The sequence below is a fragment of the Leptolyngbya subtilissima AS-A7 genome (assembly GCF_039962255.1).
GTDB lineage: Bacteria > Cyanobacteriota > Cyanobacteriia > Phormidesmidales > Phormidesmidaceae > Nodosilinea.
Genome location: NZ_JAMPKY010000010.1, coordinates 168,800 through 184,516 on the forward strand (window position 1 = coordinate 168,800; position 15,717 = coordinate 184,516).

Annotated in this window: 15 protein-coding genes; 5 read left to right on the forward strand and 10 right to left on the reverse strand. The window is 53.9% G+C overall.

Annotated features, from left to right (window positions below; genetic code table 11):
- Positions 1 to 144: 144 nt before the first annotated feature.
- Positions 145 to 939 (reverse strand): adenosylcobinamide-GDP ribazoletransferase, encoded by a 795-nt coding sequence (gene cobS / locus NC979_RS20650; protein ID WP_347403955.1) that lies wholly within the window; start codon positions 937 to 939, stop codon positions 145 to 147.
- Between the two features lie 233 nt (positions 940 to 1,172).
- Between cobS and NC979_RS20655 the strand changes: the two genes are divergently transcribed.
- Positions 1,173 to 1,628: a hypothetical protein gene (locus NC979_RS20655; protein WP_190521225.1), complete on the forward strand. Its 456-nt coding sequence runs from the start codon at positions 1,173 to 1,175 to the stop codon at positions 1,626 to 1,628.
- Positions 1,629 to 1,686: 58 nt separating this feature from the next.
- Here NC979_RS20655 and NC979_RS20660 read toward each other — a convergent pair whose 3' ends face one another.
- From NC979_RS20660 to NC979_RS20675, 4 genes are all read right to left on the reverse strand, one after another.
- The gene (locus tag NC979_RS20660; RefSeq protein WP_190521232.1) at positions 1,687 to 3,438 is read right to left on the reverse strand and encodes an alpha-amylase family glycosyl hydrolase; all 1,752 of its coding nucleotides are present in this window, start codon (positions 3,436 to 3,438) and stop codon (positions 1,687 to 1,689) included.
- A 1,088-nt stretch (positions 3,439 to 4,526) separates the two neighbouring features.
- Positions 4,527 to 5,630: a C2 domain-containing protein gene (locus NC979_RS20665; protein WP_190521233.1), complete on the reverse strand. Its 1,104-nt coding sequence runs from the start codon at positions 5,628 to 5,630 to the stop codon at positions 4,527 to 4,529.
- 764 nt (positions 5,631 to 6,394) lie between these two features.
- Complete coding sequence (locus tag NC979_RS20670) at positions 6,395 to 6,748, reverse strand: antibiotic biosynthesis monooxygenase (RefSeq protein ID WP_190521241.1); 354 nt, start codon at positions 6,746 to 6,748, stop codon at positions 6,395 to 6,397.
- 90 nt (positions 6,749 to 6,838) lie between these two features.
- Positions 6,839 to 7,345, reverse strand: a complete 507-nt coding sequence (locus NC979_RS20675) for an Hsp20/alpha crystallin family protein (RefSeq protein WP_190521243.1) — start codon at positions 7,343 to 7,345, stop codon at positions 6,839 to 6,841.
- 129 nt (positions 7,346 to 7,474) lie between these two features.
- Between NC979_RS20675 and dinB the strand changes: the two genes are divergently transcribed.
- Positions 7,475 to 8,569, forward strand: coding sequence for a DNA polymerase IV (gene dinB / locus NC979_RS20680; protein ID WP_190521246.1), 1,095 nt, complete (start codon positions 7,475 to 7,477; stop codon positions 8,567 to 8,569).
- A 112-nt stretch (positions 8,570 to 8,681) separates the two neighbouring features.
- On the opposite strand, the gene NC979_RS20685 is transcribed toward dinB, so the two are convergent.
- Positions 8,682 to 9,095, reverse strand: coding sequence for an MAPEG family protein (locus NC979_RS20685; RefSeq protein WP_242024099.1), 414 nt, complete (start codon positions 9,093 to 9,095; stop codon positions 8,682 to 8,684).
- 101 nt (positions 9,096 to 9,196) lie between these two features.
- A complete protein-coding gene (locus NC979_RS20690) occupies positions 9,197 to 9,400 on the reverse strand; it encodes a hypothetical protein (RefSeq protein ID WP_190521247.1) in 204 nt (67 codons plus the stop codon).
- Between the two features lie 445 nt (positions 9,401 to 9,845).
- Between NC979_RS20690 and NC979_RS20695 the strand changes: the two genes are divergently transcribed.
- Both NC979_RS20695 and NC979_RS20700 read left to right on the forward strand, forming a co-directional pair.
- Complete coding sequence (locus NC979_RS20695) at positions 9,846 to 11,369, forward strand: NarK family nitrate/nitrite MFS transporter (RefSeq protein WP_190521248.1); 1,524 nt, start codon at positions 9,846 to 9,848, stop codon at positions 11,367 to 11,369.
- 137 nt (positions 11,370 to 11,506) lie between these two features.
- Positions 11,507 to 12,862 (forward strand): chloride channel protein, encoded by a 1,356-nt coding sequence (locus NC979_RS20700; protein WP_190521252.1) that lies wholly within the window; start codon positions 11,507 to 11,509, stop codon positions 12,860 to 12,862.
- A gap of 126 nt (positions 12,863 to 12,988) precedes the next feature.
- Here the strand turns inward: NC979_RS20700 and NC979_RS25425 are convergent, their stop codons facing one another.
- The gene (locus NC979_RS25425; RefSeq protein ID WP_431191103.1) at positions 12,989 to 13,132 is read right to left on the reverse strand and encodes a DUF6891 domain-containing protein; all 144 of its coding nucleotides are present in this window, start codon (positions 13,130 to 13,132) and stop codon (positions 12,989 to 12,991) included.
- 322 nt (positions 13,133 to 13,454) lie between these two features.
- Here NC979_RS25425 and NC979_RS20705 point away from each other — a divergent pair, with 322 nt between their 5' ends.
- Positions 13,455 to 14,465, forward strand: coding sequence for a carbon starvation CstA family protein (locus NC979_RS20705; RefSeq protein ID WP_348253806.1), 1,011 nt, complete (start codon positions 13,455 to 13,457; stop codon positions 14,463 to 14,465).
- A 93-nt stretch (positions 14,466 to 14,558) separates the two neighbouring features.
- Here the strand turns inward: NC979_RS20705 and NC979_RS20710 are convergent, their stop codons facing one another.
- Together NC979_RS20710 and NC979_RS20715 are read right to left on the reverse strand one after the other, a co-directional pair.
- The gene (locus NC979_RS20710) at positions 14,559 to 15,248 is read right to left on the reverse strand and encodes a phytanoyl-CoA dioxygenase family protein (RefSeq protein ID WP_190521254.1); all 690 of its coding nucleotides are present in this window, start codon (positions 15,246 to 15,248) and stop codon (positions 14,559 to 14,561) included.
- A 121-nt stretch (positions 15,249 to 15,369) separates the two neighbouring features.
- Positions 15,370 to 15,639, reverse strand: a complete 270-nt coding sequence (locus NC979_RS20715; RefSeq protein ID WP_190521255.1) for a hypothetical protein — start codon at positions 15,637 to 15,639, stop codon at positions 15,370 to 15,372.
- Between the last annotated feature and the right edge of the window lie 78 nt (positions 15,640 to 15,717).

Sequence of the window (15,717 nt, forward strand, 5' to 3'; positions counted from 1 at the left end):
TAGCTAGAGCCGTATCTTCAAACATTCGGTTTTTGTAACGCGATCCAAATATCTAAACCAGCGGAAGCTTCGCCTGCAATTTGCTGATTGTGCAGTTGACTTCAGCCGTTTTAATTGCAGCCTCTCTAAGCGGGTATGGCAGGCCTATGCCAGGGTAGCTAGGCACAGCAGCAGGGTTTCGGTCCATTCCACTGTGGCTCCGTAGGTGTCGCCAGTGTGCCCTCCTAGGCGATAATCCAGCCAGGCTCCTATGAGAAGGGGGGCAACCAATCCCCCCACCAGGCTGATACCGATGAGCAAAATTTGCTCGGGCTGTCTCCAGAGCCAAAGACCATGTATTCCTAGAGCAAGCGATAGGCCTAACAGCCAGTCTTGGGGCGATCGCAAATGCTCCCGATGCAGCGCTCCTTTACCCTCAGCACGCAGGTAGGGGTAACGAGCGATCGCCACTACCTGGCCCCAGCGACCCCACACCATTGCTGCCACCAGTACCCAGCCGTGCCCGGTGGCTAGCTCCGCCAGCGCTAGGGTTTTGAGACCGAGAATCGCGATCGCTGCCATCACCCCAAAGGCTCCGCTGTGGCTGTCGGCCATCACCGCCAGACGCCGCTGAGGGTCCATTACCGCCAGGCCATCGGCAGTATCCATGGCGCCGTCGAGGTGCAGGCCGCCAGTTAGCCATACCCCCAGACCAATCACCAGGGCACTGCGGGTTAGGGTCGGCATACCCAGTTGAGCCAGGGCAAAATCGACTGCGACCAAACTAAGGCCTAGGCCCAGGCCCACCACCGGAGCCAGTGGGGCAATGCCCTCAAAGCGCGGCTGCCAACCTGGAGGCAACGGCAGCTTTGTGTAGAACAAAATGGATCCTCCCAAACGGGCAAACCAGCCGGGACGAGGGGTGGTCTCACCGGGTCGCGCGGGGGGCAATGGGGTCACGGATCCACCTCTGCGCTGTAGAGAAACATTTCGGCAAAATTACGGAGACTTCAGCATTTTGGCGGAATGCCTAGCCATTGGGCCTTTGGCAGAATTGTCTCAGGGTTTTCCACAGAGCTAAGCGATCGCTGGGCAGATCATTCCCAGCGATATCGAGTATCGTGGATATAGACCCACAGGAGCGATCGCCACGGGCTTTGCTCCACCCGCCAACGTAGCGTGGTTAAAAACCCATGAATCACGAGCGTGCTAGCAATTTAAGTATCCCCGCTCCTTGTTTAATCGATAGCGGGGTCGTTGTCAACAAAAACGACATGCTCAGGCTACTGCAAGATCTGGGACAAGTGCAGTACCGCCATTTTCAAGACGGCATTACCCTCTCTGAGGGCCAAGGACTGGTCATGGAAGTGTTTGCCGATGGGCAACAGGCCACGCTAGTGGCTAATCATACACTCTATATCAACGTTTACAGCTTTGATTGCTTAGAACTTGGCAAAACCGATGCTGACGGGAACCATTTTGACTTGGTGCAAGACAACCGACGACTGCGCCTGATCCCGTTGTCTAACCCCATGCACGAGCACATTACGCGATCGGTTAACACTGCTGCCTTTGAGGCCATGGTCGCTGATGCCCTCTCCGCCAGCTGGGATGCCTGCCTCGACGACGATCGCAACTTCCTAGAGTAATTAATTCAACTCAAAGATAAAGCGGCCTCAGCTAACTGAGGCCGCTTTATCTTTAAACCTATAACAGCGTTGGCATGGTGTCGTCGTGGGCGGAGTTGGGCTTGTTGGTAATCCAAACCGACTGATAGGGGGCCAGTTTGTAGATGGCGCGATCATCGGTAAACCGGTGGCCGCTGATTAAGTCGTACCAGTCGTCGGTGCTGACTAGGTTGAGATCACTCAGCTGTAGGTCTTGAGGCTGGTCGCTCAAATTGTGCACTGAGAAGATGCTCTGGTCGCGGGTCAGGCTTTGTCGCCAGAAGGCAAACAGAGCCGGGTTCATCGGGTGTAGCGTGTACTGGGTGGCGTTGGGGTGAAACGAGGTTTGCTGGCGACGAATCTTGATCAGCCGCTTAAGTTCTGCCAGCACCTTGGCGTGGGAGGTGGTGGGGTCAGCCAGAGCAGTTTCCAGCGTCTTGAGATCCCACTTGTAGCGGTTGATGGTGCGGTTGTGGCCGGTTTCTTCAACGCCTTCGGTGTAGTTGTGGGTGGCCAGCAGGCTATGGATGTAGAAAGCGGGAATGCCCTCCAGCGCCATCATGATGGTCTGGGAGCAGAGGAACCGCTCTACCTGCCACTGGTCCTCGCCTTTAACGGTGCCCTTGAGGGCATCAAATAGTGAAATGTTAATTTCGTAGGGCGACTCGGTGCCGTCGGGGCGACTGCGCATGCTGATTTTGCCGCCAAAATTACGCATGGCTGCAATTAGCTGCTCATACTCGTCGCCGGTTAGCAGCCCTTCGGCGGGGCGCATGCCAATGCCGTCGTGGGAGGCGGTGAAGTTGAAGTAGGCGCAGCCGATGGGGGCAGGTGGCATGCTCATCATCCAGGTTTTGAGGTGGTCGGCGCGGCCCTGCATGAGCGCATTCAGCAGCAGCGGCGGCAGGCTGAAGTTATAGATCATGTGGGCTTCGTTGCGGTTGCCGAAGTAGCTGAGGTTCTCGCGGTTGGGCACGTTGGTCTCGGTGATCAGCGAAATACCGGGGTCAACCAGCTGCAAGATCTCGCGGAACAGGCGCACGATGGCGTGGGTTTCGGACAGGTGCATGCAGTTGGTACTGTGCTTTTTCCACAAAAAGCCCACCGCATCGAGGCGAATGTAGCGCGCCCCGGCCTCGACGTAGGCCAGGATAATTTTGACGTACTCGATCAGCACGTCGGGGTTCTCAAAGTTGACATCGACCTGGTCAGCACTGAAGGTAGTCCAAACGTGCTTTTCCCCTGTGGGGGTCTCTACCGGGGTCAGCAGTGGCGAACTGCGGGGTCGCACTACTTGAGACAGGTCTTCGCTGGGGTCAGCGGTGATGAAATAGTTGCGGCCGGGCAGTTCGTTCTTCTTAAACTGCTCAAACCATTCGTGCCGGCTGGAGATGTGATTGATCACCAGGTCGGCCATCAGGTTGAAATTGGTAGCAATTCGCTTGATGTCGTCCCAACTGCCCAGCTCGGGGTTGACTTGGAGATAGTCGATGATGGCAAAGCCATCGTCGGAGCTGTAGGGGAAGAAGGGCAAAATGTGGACACCAGTGATGGTGTCGTAGAGATGGGTTTCGAGAAACTCGGCCAGCACCGATAGGGGGGGGCGATCGCCATCACAGATAGTATCGCCGTAGGTAATTAGCAGAACATTGTTGTGGTTCCACTTTTTAAGATCTTCGCGGCCTGAGGGGCACAGGGTGTCTTTAATCAGAGCAAAGATTTCGGTGGTCAACCGCTCGGCTGTGTCCGAGGGATAAACCTTTTCTAACAGGGGTTTGATGTTATTGGTCACGCGACAATAGGGTGGGCTCTCTACAGAAATATCTAGCTTATTTATAGAGTGATTTTGAGGGGCTGTCTGGGCCGCAACGTTTTGATAGGAGGCGGATTGCTTAGTACGATTTTTAGCGACAGTCATATTAACCTACAGTTTCCAGTAGTGGTTTACGGTAGTCTTTGCATCAAAAAGCAGTTGCCGCCGGGGGAATAGTTCCCTCGAACAGCGCCTGCCGGTAAGCATTGATGGCCAACCCATTGAGGCTAACGAGCTAGCCTATTGGGCAGGCCACTTAGAGCTCAAAGCATGACGGGAAAACAGCTGCACCATCCCTTCGCCCTGTCGTATCGGCCTGGGAAATTGAACGGTACAAGTGTTTGTGTTGTTGCTAGAGCTGATGTGGACTAATGCCACGCAATTACCATCGATGGAGTTCCGAGAGTTCCCGCCGCTGGGGTCGAAGAAAACACGGGATAACGGTGGCAATGGCTAAATAACAGAGTTTTAGTGACGAATTTCAGATAGATGTTGTTTCGATCGCTGCGTGACGGCAGGTTGCAACCGGCACACGTTTTCTCCCTGGGATAGTTCTGATGGTGGCATAGGTCACTCCAAAACGTGGCGCTAGGCTACGAAGTTCATAGCTTTTTAGGTATATCTTCGGAGTCTTCACAAAGCCTTAAGCACAGAGTCTTGAGGTGGACTGCGTACAGTACATTCTGGGGTGTTTGTACTGTGAGTGCTCGTGGACGGAGTTGAAATTTTAGATCGCTACTGAAGGAGCGATCGCGCTTTTATCCTCAACCGCGACTTGTTCTACCCACTGGAGCTGGATGGGCAACTACGTCTCTCATGTGATCACCTGGCAAGAGTGCCCCGACAGCACTGAGCCGCACTCCCATCATCACGGCATGGTGGGAGTGCGGCAAATAATCAAACCGTAGGTAACGAGCGGGTAGGTGATGGTTTAGCTACGGCCTTTCAATTGAGTAGCCTGCTAAGCCAACGGTGACAGGTTTGTGGGTTTAGGGTTTAAGGCAGGCCTTAAACCCTAAACCCTTGACCCTCCACCCCTCACTCATCCACCCCCTACCCATCTACCCCTATCGCCCAGTCACAACGCCCCACATATAGTCTTCAAAGGAGCCTTCGCCTCGATCGACGGAGTAAATGCTTCCCCAGCTGTAGCACTTAAAGCGAATGTGGCCGCTGTCGTGCTTATACCAAACGCCGTTGTCGATGCTGAGATCGCCTTGGTAGGCGACCCAGTGGTTGGGGAAGGCCACGGTGGGTGCACTGCCGCCAAGCATGGCGGCATCAATTAGGACAAAAGCCACACCCCCCTGACGACGGGCGGCATCTGCGCTTTTCATGGCGTCAAATTCGCCGTAAACAAAGGTAGATTCAAAGTCGACCTGGCTGTAGCCCAAGACTTCAGAAATCCAGCCCTTCATTTCCCAGGGGGTGGTGATGCCAGCAACGTTGTTTTCGAGGCTGCCAGAATCTCCAGTGACCGGAAAAATCAGGTTTTCGGTATCGCGCAGGGTGGCAATCAGCATCCAATCGGCGGCGGACATGCCGGAGCGAATTTTGCTCTGCCGCAGACCGTCGGAGGGCCGTACGGTTTTAGTGCGGCCGCGGAACTGACCAGTTTCGTAGAGAGAGCGGCAGAACTCGACGTAGCGAGCGGGCTGTTTAGACACCAGCTCAAACACAATGGCGGTAGGGCCGCAGAAGGGGGTGTAGTTTTGGTTGATTTTGAGCGGGTTGGCAACCGTAGCGCGAATGTCTTGAATCAGCTCGGCTTTGGTAATTTGGGGCCACACTCCTGGTTGAGAGGATTGCTCAAAGGCAGCGATCGCACTGGCAACCGGGTCAACATCAGGTACATCAATGACCTGGTAGCGCAATTGGTAGTTGGCCCCGTCGCGGGTAAACGCGGCGGTAGCGCCTGAGGTTAGCCCAGCGGTGATGTGAACAGAGCCCAAAAAATCGTCGGCGTCGGGAGAATCTTCGTCCCAGAGCTTGATTTCCACGCCGTCGTTAAAGGTGTAAGTCTGATTCAAAGACCAGGTATTGCCATCATTGAGGTTGCGCTTGAGGTGGGGTTGCAGCGCACCATCAACGAGAACTTCGAGACGGCACTCGTCAGCGCCCCAGTCTTCGGTTTCATTGCACTTGAGCTGGCCCAAAATCAATTGACGCATGGGGAAATTCCTTAGGGTGAATGAGTTGACTCTGAAAACTTCACCCCCGCCCCGTAAATTTACTGACTCAACATGCCATTTGAGACCAGAGAAAAATTTGGCATAGCGCTATCTGGACAGCCGGCTCCAAACGGGCTAAACACGCACTCAGCCTTTGAGATGGCCGTAATGTCAATGCTGTTTGAGCCTCTATATCTCTCTGAGCGAACACTATGAAGCCTTCGGCTTGGCTACGCCGATGCTCCGGCTGTATTGCCTTGATTGAACTGAAGGACAGGCTCGAATTCGGCACAGGACAGGCGTAGTCAAAAGACTAACCACTGCTTACGCTTCATTCTTGATCACGCTGTAGACATAAGAAAATTTGGAGCCAGCTTGCTTCACCTCTTAGAGAGGGTCCATTTAGCTCCAGCAAATTGGGGAAACAGGCCTCGACACCATGTCGCTTTCAGAGTTTCCCTCAAGGAATTAGATGCCGAAAGGTCACCTGAGGCTCAAGCATTGATTGACTGGCTTAATATTTAGGCGGATGGTCCTAGGTCGAGTCGCTGACCATCCGTGACCCTACCTCGCCGACATCGTCGCGCAACCAGCGGGTGTGGGTGTTTAACCCCGACTCTACAAGACCGCATTCATTGAGCTAGCAACCAGATTGAAGCCTGCATCCTTAGAGACAACAGCTGTTCAGTGACAGGCTACTACTAGGATAGAGCTGAGCACTTTTGGGGTCGCACTCAAGACACTCAGCTCCAATAGGACTTACGCTATTTAGCCCCAGCACTGGCGGCGGCCAAAATTTGGGGCAAGCCGATTTCGCTACACACTTCGTAGAACGAGGTCACGGGCGGCGTCTCAAACAGGTGGGCAATTTTGCCCAGGGTCTTTTGATAGACCTCGCTCTGGTTGTCGTCCATATCCTCAATGCTGTCCCAGAGAATGATAGCGATGCCGCGATCGCTGCCCGGCTCCTGAAGCAGGTAGGCCCCTTGAAAACCTTTGGTGTAGGTCGATACCGCCTTTTCGTAGAGCTGGCGGGCTTCGCTAAAACAGCCGGGTTTGAACTCCCCAATGGCTACGTAAGCGTACTTGTGGCGCAAAAAATCGTCGAAGTCAGTCATAAATGGAATCAGTCCTAGGTCTCATCGTAGATCCAGTGTCGATCAGATGTTGACACCCAACTCTTTTTCTTACCTAGGCTTTAGATTCTGTTACCGATCTTCTAACAAACGCTGCCCCCAGGCTTTGAGCGCTAGACCCAACTCCATCCGTGCCCGCTGCCAACCTTGCATGAGCCGCTGCCCCCAGCCTTTGGCTTTGGGCAACGTTACCACGATCGCCCCACCCTGGTAGGCCACCTGCACCCGGCGATCGAGCACTCGCTCGGGTAGCGGCACCGTCTGCTGAAAATAATTGATCCCCAAACTCTGAATTAACGAGCTGCGATAGCCCGACTGCCGCTGGCCTGAAAAGGTGAGCGACTTGCTGGTGGCCCGCACCTGCACGGCCTGAGGCTCTACCCCAGGCAAAAAAGCCGTTACCACCAAAGCGTTGGCGGTGTCTTCAATCTCGATGGAGGGTAGCTGTACTCGACCTGTAGGGGAAAGCCCCACGGGCATTAGGGCCGCGGCGATCGCCTGCATCTGGGCCTGTGCCGCACCCAGGCTCCACATGGACTGGGCATTCGGTGGTTGAGACGATGATTGCCAAGTGGCCATAGCCCTAACTCTCTAATTTCTATACTTAAATCATCGCGGCAAGCCCGCTATTCCGCAGGGAGGAAAGCCCCCTGTCCTAAGGTGGTATAACCGCCATGCCTCGCTAGTAATGTCGCGATCGCCGTCTCAATGCGCAAAATTATCCATGTCGATATGGATGCCTTCTACGCCTCCGTAGAACAGCGAGACTTTCCTCAGTACCGGGGTAAGCCCCTGGTGGTCGGCGGTCGGCCTGAGCAGCGGGGGGCCGTAGCGGCGGCCAGCTACGAGGCTCGTCAGTATGGCATTCACTCCGCTATGCCTGCTCGCATCGCCCAGCAGCGCTGCCCCAACCTGATTTTTGCTCGACCACGTTTTGAGGTTTATAAAGCTGTTTCCCAGCAAATTCGAGCCATCTTTCACCGCTACACCGATCTAGTCGAACCGCTGTCCCTCGACGAAGCCTATCTGGATGTCACCACCAATGCCTTAGAGGAGCCCTCGGCCCTGGTGCTGGCCCGCGCTATTAAGGCCGACATCCACAGCACCACCCAGCTCACCGCCTCGGCGGGGGTGTCGGTCAACAAGTTTCTCGCCAAAATGGCCAGTGGCCAAAACAAACCCGACGGTCTCACCCTGATTTTGCCTGAGCAGGCCGAGGCCTTTGTCGCCGCTCTGCCGATTGAAAAGTTTCACGGCATTGGCTATGTAACCGCCCGCAAAATGCGCGCCCTGGGTATTGCCACTGGGGCTGACCTGCGCCAGCGAACCGAAGCCGACTTAGTGCAGCACTTTGGCAAGGTAGGCCATTTCTACTACCGCGTCGCCCAGGGCGAGGACGATCGCCCCGTCAACCCCAACCGAATTCGCAAATCGCTGGGGGCAGAGCGATCGTTCTCGCCCGATCTCACCGATCTAGCGGATATGACCGCAGCATTAGGGAGCGTCGCCGCTGAGGTGATCAGCCGCTTGCAAGAACAGCGCTGTCGAGGTCACACCCTCACCCTCAAGGTCAAGTACGCTAACTACCGGCAGATCACCCGCAGCCGCACCTTTGTCGCCGCTATTGGCGCTGAATCGCCCATTTTGCCTTGGGCTGAAGAGATGCTCTTGGCTCACCTCGATGCTCAAAGGCCGACCCCAGAGGACTATCGCAGCCAACCCGTGCGCCTGCTCGGCCTCACCCTCTCTAACCTAGAACCGACCGGAGAGCCCGATCATGTGCAGCTTTCATTAGAAGTTTAGGGCGCCACTTAGGCTACCCCTGGCTTAACGCCAGCAGTGCCATGTAGATACAGGCTCCGGCACCGACCAAGTAGACAAACCAGGTCAGAAAGAACCCGATCGCCCGGCCCGGCTATGGCCCATAGGTTTTGATGAGGCCCCAGGCGTGGGCGATGCGAGCCACGGACAAGGTAATGCCCAACATCCACACTAGCCAGGCTGAAGCCTGCATCAATTCCAGCGCCAGAATGAACAGCAGGGCGAGGGGAACGTGCTCAACAAAATTGCCGTAGGCCCACACTTTGCGCTGCAATAGGCCATCGTCGCCAGTCTTAGAAGCTACAGATTTCTGCGTGTAGCCTTCGACAAAAGCAGCCCATTTACTTGATTTTTCTAGGTAGTCTGGCTGGTTCGACACATCGGATTGAGACGCTCCGTGCCAAATCCGGGTGCTGATCCGCTCCATCACTACTAGGTAAGACAGGGCCAGGGCCATGAGGCCATGCAAGCCAATAAACAAAGTTGAGATGGGAATGAGGCTAGCCATACAGACTCACCCAGTTGAGCAGCTGCCAAAATTTAACCACAAAACTATAAAGGCCGTTGGCCATGGAGAGGGAAGGCCTGCGATAGGTTTAATTTGTACAGCTACTCAGCTTTTTGCCCCAACCCCTGCCAAAGCACCGCTTCGCTAGGCATCACCAAATCTTGGGCTGACGGTTCGGCCTGCTCGATCGCAACCAGAGTCGTGGCAGTGCCTACAAAAATCGACGCTGCAAGGACAGCAGCCACAGTGGCCAGCATCTCTAGGCGGTGGAGGGCGATCGCAACTTCAGGATCCTGAAATCTCATCAGACGGCACAGAGAAGTGAATTATCTTGTTTCATTCTACTGTTTCTGTAGTTAAAGATACAGAAATTTCCCAGAAACTCTTCCTTTGTGTTGCCCTGCGCTGTTGCAACAAACGCATCGTGGCAACGCAGAAAAGCCATTAGCGCAGGTGTTTTGTAAGCACTTACACAGAGCACTTATAGGTTCGCTATTAATCTTTGCCTATGAAAAAGATTTATTTGTCGGCGGCCCTTTTCTCGGTGATTTCGGCTCGCTGATTCAGGCTTGCCCGCGTTTAAGTTTTTCCTAATGCTGACGAAAGTTCCCAGGTTCTTTACCCATAGTTAGCGCGTTTGTGAAGAGACATCGGCCTAAATGGCTGAGTCTGCGATCGCGCTTATCTGCCGCAAATTCATGTGGCTAAATCGGGTTTCTGGGGCAATCATCTATCTGGAGTTGAGTAGTTATGGGTGGATTGTGGTCATTTAGCGGCAGGTACAAAATCCTGCACTTGACGTGGTTTGCATTCTTTCTGACTTTTGTGATTTGGTTTAACTTCGCCCCCTTGACTACGGCTATCAAGGCCGACCTGGGGCTGAGCGACCCGCAAATGCGCACCATCGCCATCTGCAATGTGGCACTGACAGTACCTGCCCGCATCATCGTTGGCATGGTGCTCGATCGCTTTGGGCCACGCATTACCTATTCCTGCCTGCTGATCTACTCAGCAATTCCCTGTATCGCCTTTGCTTTAGCTCAAAATTTTGAGCAGATGGTCTACTCCCGTCTGGCGCTGAGCATTGTCGGCTGCGGCTTTGTGATCGGCATTCGCATGGTGGCTGAGTGGTTTGAAGACAACGACATTGGCCTGGCCGAGGGCATCTACGGCGGCTGGGGCAATTTTGGCTCCGCTGGGGCAGCCTTTACGCTACCGTCGATCGCTGCCGCGCTAGGCTTTTTAACCGCAGGCCAGGTGAACTGGCGACTGGCGATCGCCCTGACCGGCATTGCCGCCGCCTGTTACGGCGTGGTCTACTACTTCACCGTGACCGATACACCGCCGGGCAAGGTCTACCAGCGCCCCCCCAGCAGCGCCGGTATGGAAGTCACCAGTCAGCGCGATTTTTGGTTGTTGCTGGCGACGAATATTCCTCTAGTAGGCGTCCTCGGGCTGATTGCCTGGCGCTTAACCAAGGTAGGTTTTATTGGCAACCAGGCACTCATGGTGATTGTGGTGCTTTTAGTGGGGCTCTACCTGTTTCAGGCCTACAACATTTGGCAGGCCAACAAGCCCCTGATGACCGGCGCCAAGCGCTACCCGCCCGAGGAACGCTACAAGGTTTCCCAAGTGTTTAACCTGGAAATGGCCTACGTGGCCTGCTTTGGCTCTGAGCTAGCGGTGGTGTCAATGCTGCCCACCTACTTTGAGCGCGGCTTTGGGCTCACCGCCGCGATCGCTGGGGCTGTGGCCGGCATGTACGCTTTTATGAACCTGGTGGCCAGACCGGGCGGCGGTCTGCTATCGGATAAACTGGGCAGCCGCAAGCTGACGCTTGTGGTGACTATTGCGGGCACGGGTGTAGGCTACCTGCTGTTCAGCATGTTTGGCCAGGGCGTACCGATTCTCTTGGTGGTGCTGATGACCATGGTGGCGTCGTTCTTTGTGATGGCTGCTGAGGGAGCCACCTTTGCCATTGTGCCGTTGGTGAAGCCCCGCATTACTGGACAGATTGCGGGCAATGTGGGGGCCTACGGCAATGTTGGTGCCGTGATCTATCTGACGGTGTACAGCCTCCTACCTCAGGGCGTGGCGGGCGACAAGCTGTTCTTTCAAATGCTGGGCTGTGTGGCGCTGATTGTCGCCTTCTTGAATGCCTTTACCCTGAAGGAGGTGGTTGGATCCCATGCTGAGCATGGGGTGCCGATCCCTGCAGGCGTGCCCGTGGAGCAGGGTGATTCCCCTCTGGGGACGCTGCGCGATCGCCGGTAGTTTTTGCTAAATCAAACCACGATCCGCGTAGGGGCGTAGCATGCTACGCCCCTACCTAGCCCACCTGAATTTTGTAGCGATCGCACAGCATCTCCCAAGAGGAATCGACCCCACCACCATAATCGTGAGGCCAGGTTATGACGATATCTATGGATTTTGAGGGCACGACCGCTGAGGAAACCGCCCCCCGCGAACTTGACTACGCCCAAACCATGCTGGCCGCCGCTGCCATTGGCATTGTGGGCGGCATGGTTGCCACCATCTACTATTTGGTGCTGGAGGGATTTATGCACCTGGTGTGGCACACCATCCCTGAACAAATAGAGCCCTTCTTCACCGAAAGCTTCCCCGCCATCAATTATGTGTGGATCGCCGCTAGCGTTGGCGGGCTGTTGGTAGGGCTGACACTGTATCTGATGGGCTTGCCCGGCGAGGTTTCTTTTGTAGTCGAGAAGGTACACGACCCCGGTCGCATCGACATTAAGCAGACGCCAGCGATGGTGGTGGCCTCGCTATTCTCAATTGTGGCGGGGGGCAGCGCTGGGCCAGAGGCACCGCTGGTGCAGGTCAACGGCAGCGTCGGCGGCTGGATGGCCCAAAAGCTGGGCCTCACCCTGCGCACCACGCGCATTTTTACTTTTTGCGGCATGGCGGCGGCGCTGGGAGCCTTCTTTGGCGCGCCTTTGGGCGGTGCCCTGTTTGCCCTAGAAATTCCCCATCGGCGAGGGCTGGAGTATTACGAAGCACTGATCCCGGCGACTTTAGCGGCGATTCTTAGCTTTGTGGTGTTTCGCCTCACCACAGGGCTTTCCATCGGTGGCATGTATCACTTCACCTCGATACCACCGCTGACGCTGATGAATTTGGCGGAGGGGGCGGTGCTGGGGGCGATCGGGGCGGCGGTGGCGGCGCTGTTTGTGCTGGTGTTTCGCACGGTGGGCTGGCTGACGCGACCCCTAGAGCATCGCACTATTTTGCTGGCTACCCTAGGTGGGCTTTCTATTGGCCTAATTGCCCTAGTGTTTCCCCAAACGCTGTTTTTTGGCGAACGCGAAATCGAGACCATTATCAAAACCGGCTCGACCTTCGGTATCACTATGCTGCTCTTGATTGGCCTGGCGAAAATGCTGGCGATTAGCTGCACGCTGCACTCGGGCTTTCGCGGCGGTTTTATCTTTCCGCTGTTTTATATTGGGGCGGCGGTGGGGCTGGCGATCGCCCTGGGATTCCCGCAGGTGCACCCCACCATTGGCATGGTCTGTATGATGGCGGCGGTGAACGTGGCAATTACCAAAACCCCGATCAGTACCACAGTGATTCTCAGCGTGCTGTCGGATACGGCTATGGTGCCGGTTATTGTAATCGCTAGCCTGACCAGCTTTTTGCTGACAATTAATTTGAATATGATTAAGACTCAGCGGGCTCGCCCTCTGCCTGACTTGGGCGATCGTGCTCTTGAGAGCACCGCGCCGCAACTCCAGCCCCAGGGATAACTTGCTGCTGTAGGGGCTAGTTCAAAGAAGCAACAAATAAGTCCCTTGAATGCTCTGCACGACCCGCTGCCTGTGATGCTAAATTTTGGGGATTCAAGCGGATTAGCAGTCGGGTTCAATCACCTGTTAAGGTGCACGTCGTTGCCACTTAATCTGCGGCACATTGATTCTTTTTTCTGGATTGCCGTCCCATTCGACCTCTAATGCCTGGTGCTCAAGTTCTTCCTTAACAAGCTTCCCAACCTTAGTTTTCCCCTCAGAAGTGCAGATATTCTAAGCAAATTTTCATCGACCACGCCTCCGCTTCTATGGGACTGACGGGGTTTTTTTGTAGTAGTGTTCTCTTTCCTTAAGCCGCTCGTATAAACCGGTTACCGTGCAGAAGGCTTGAAGTATGAAGTCCATACCAACATTCTTGATAAAGCCTAGTACAAGGTTGATAAACACAGGGCTAAGACATCACCGTCTATTCAATTTTTTGGAACTTCTGGCGGCTCAAACGCATCACTTCACCTGAACAATCCAGAACTTGACTGTGATGCGTCGACCTACACTTTTCCTCTCACGATTTTTACTCAGTTTATGGATTGTATTGGCCGCGACATTTCTATGGTTGCTCCTTCCTAATGCTCCTGATGTACCGGACAACGGTCCCTTTGCTGGGGTATCTATCCAGACTGAGCAGAGTGGGCCGCTTCATTTGCCCAATCGGAGCTTCCGCTGTACCGAGACGGAGCAGGAATTTCAGTGCCATATTGACATTCAAGACCAGTTGTTGACGCTCAACCTAACCAAAGGGCAGGGGTATCCCTACGACTTAAGCAACTGTCGAGCGTCTTATGGCGGACAAGCAGTCGATTGTCGGGAGGCAGGACAGAATTATGCGCCTACTTTGGCAAAGTTGTACGAAATTACGAATTTGAACTTAAGCCCGCAACAAGCCCAATCAGTTCGCCAAACCTATTGGGGCATCAATACCCTAATGCGATTGGGTGAAATTCGGCTGATCTGGATCAGCGCAGGACTTTCCATAACCGCAGGGATCAGTGCAGCCTTTTTTACCTGGCTTCACTCTGGAATTTGGAGCAAGGGATTTGTTAGCTTTGCCTGTGGATTTGGGGTGTATCAGTTAGTCGAAAGATTTTTAGGTCGTGTGCCCTTTGATGTGGTTACCCCTTATGGACTAACGCCAGAGGACTGGGTTGGGGTTGTTCGGGGAGGCGCGATCGCCGCTGGTGTTGTCGCAATGCTGCTTACAGCTCTCTTCCTATGGAAACGAGTGAACCGCTTTGGCCGGGTTTTAATTAGCCTAATTACTGGTGCTGGAATCTTTAGCCTTGCCTGGTGGGCATTTAGTTGGAATGTTGGCTATGTGCTGCCTCTGTTTGGCTGGGCAAATCAGTTAATACAGCGAGGGCATCTATTGGCTCTGTTTTTTACATCCCTTTCGGCGCTTGTAGCGATCGCGGCTGTAATTTTGATCTGGATATATACAAACTCATCTATCCGAAAATTTCTCTGTCTCGGCAGTGGTTTTGGTGCAGCCGCCTTGGCCTCTCATCTGTTCATGTATCTTCTCCTCGATCTGGGATACACAGACTAAAGGGCAATTGGCAGTAAACATGCGATCGCATCCACTTTGGCTACATTGACTCATTTCTTCTTTTTCTATGTGCCACGCGCGCTGCCAGTCGCTTCATTCGAGTAGATAGCGCACTGTTGCCATCATTCGAATGCTTGTCGTCGAATTAATAGAAGGGGTATGCAATACCCTCATGTCCATCAAGTACAGGTCACCAGCTTGGCCAGCCATTTCTACAATCGATAAATCACTACTGCGCAATTCTTCCTCTACATCGCCTTTTCCCCGTAGTACTTCGTGGATGCTACTTAACTCGCCGCGGTTGCTCAGGAGGTGTGACCCAGCCATTGCCAATGTGGCACCACCATGGGGTTTAACATCATCAATCAAGACAAAAGCTTGAATTCCTGGCATACGATGTGGGTTTGAAGAAGAGATGTCGGTGTGCCAATTCAATCCATTGAGTGTCCAGCCACCCTGATTTGGCAGGGAGATTAGTAGCTGGCTCTGGGTTGGGGCTACTTTTGCTTCAGTCAATGAAGCTATGGCAGAAGATGCAGCTTGAGCAATTACTTTGGCGTGAAGATCATTTTGCTTTATCATCCCAGACAGCTTTGCTATCTGCTGGAAGGCGGGCATCTTTTTAACGGAGGCTGATAAGCTTTTACCGGAAGACCATAACTTCAACCTCTTTAATTCATCCAAAATATGCTCTTTAATTGGTTCAACTTGATTCTTCGCAAGAGTTTTCTTTAGAAGGATATACCCTTTTTCTCGAAAAAAAGACTTCTGTTCAGGTGTCATATTCTTACTCGAATGCACAAAGGGGCATAACGACTTAAGCTCATCGACGAAGGTGCAAAGTGCACGAATTGCAACCCCGGCAGCTCTCTGTTATTCGCTACTCACATAGTTTGGTCGTCGCTCATACAACAACCTCAAACATGAAGCCTAAATCTCGCCTCTCCAGTACGAAGCGATGGGCCTCTGACCAAGTATCATCAGGCAAACCACCGACTGACAAATCGAGGATGTGCTCCATCATCGGTTGAGTAGTTGTCTCGGTGATTACGAACGAATCAACACCGAAAATTGGTTGCTGCTGCTGCCGCGCTGTTTCAATGAAAGCAAGTGCATCGTTAGCATTTAGCATGGTACGCCAAAGACGAATCTCTCTAAAGGCAATCAATCGCATCGGGTCATCTTTAGACCCAAACTCATCTTATTGCTCCCCGCAACTTGGCACATTGAGCAGCCGTTTAAAACTTCAGGT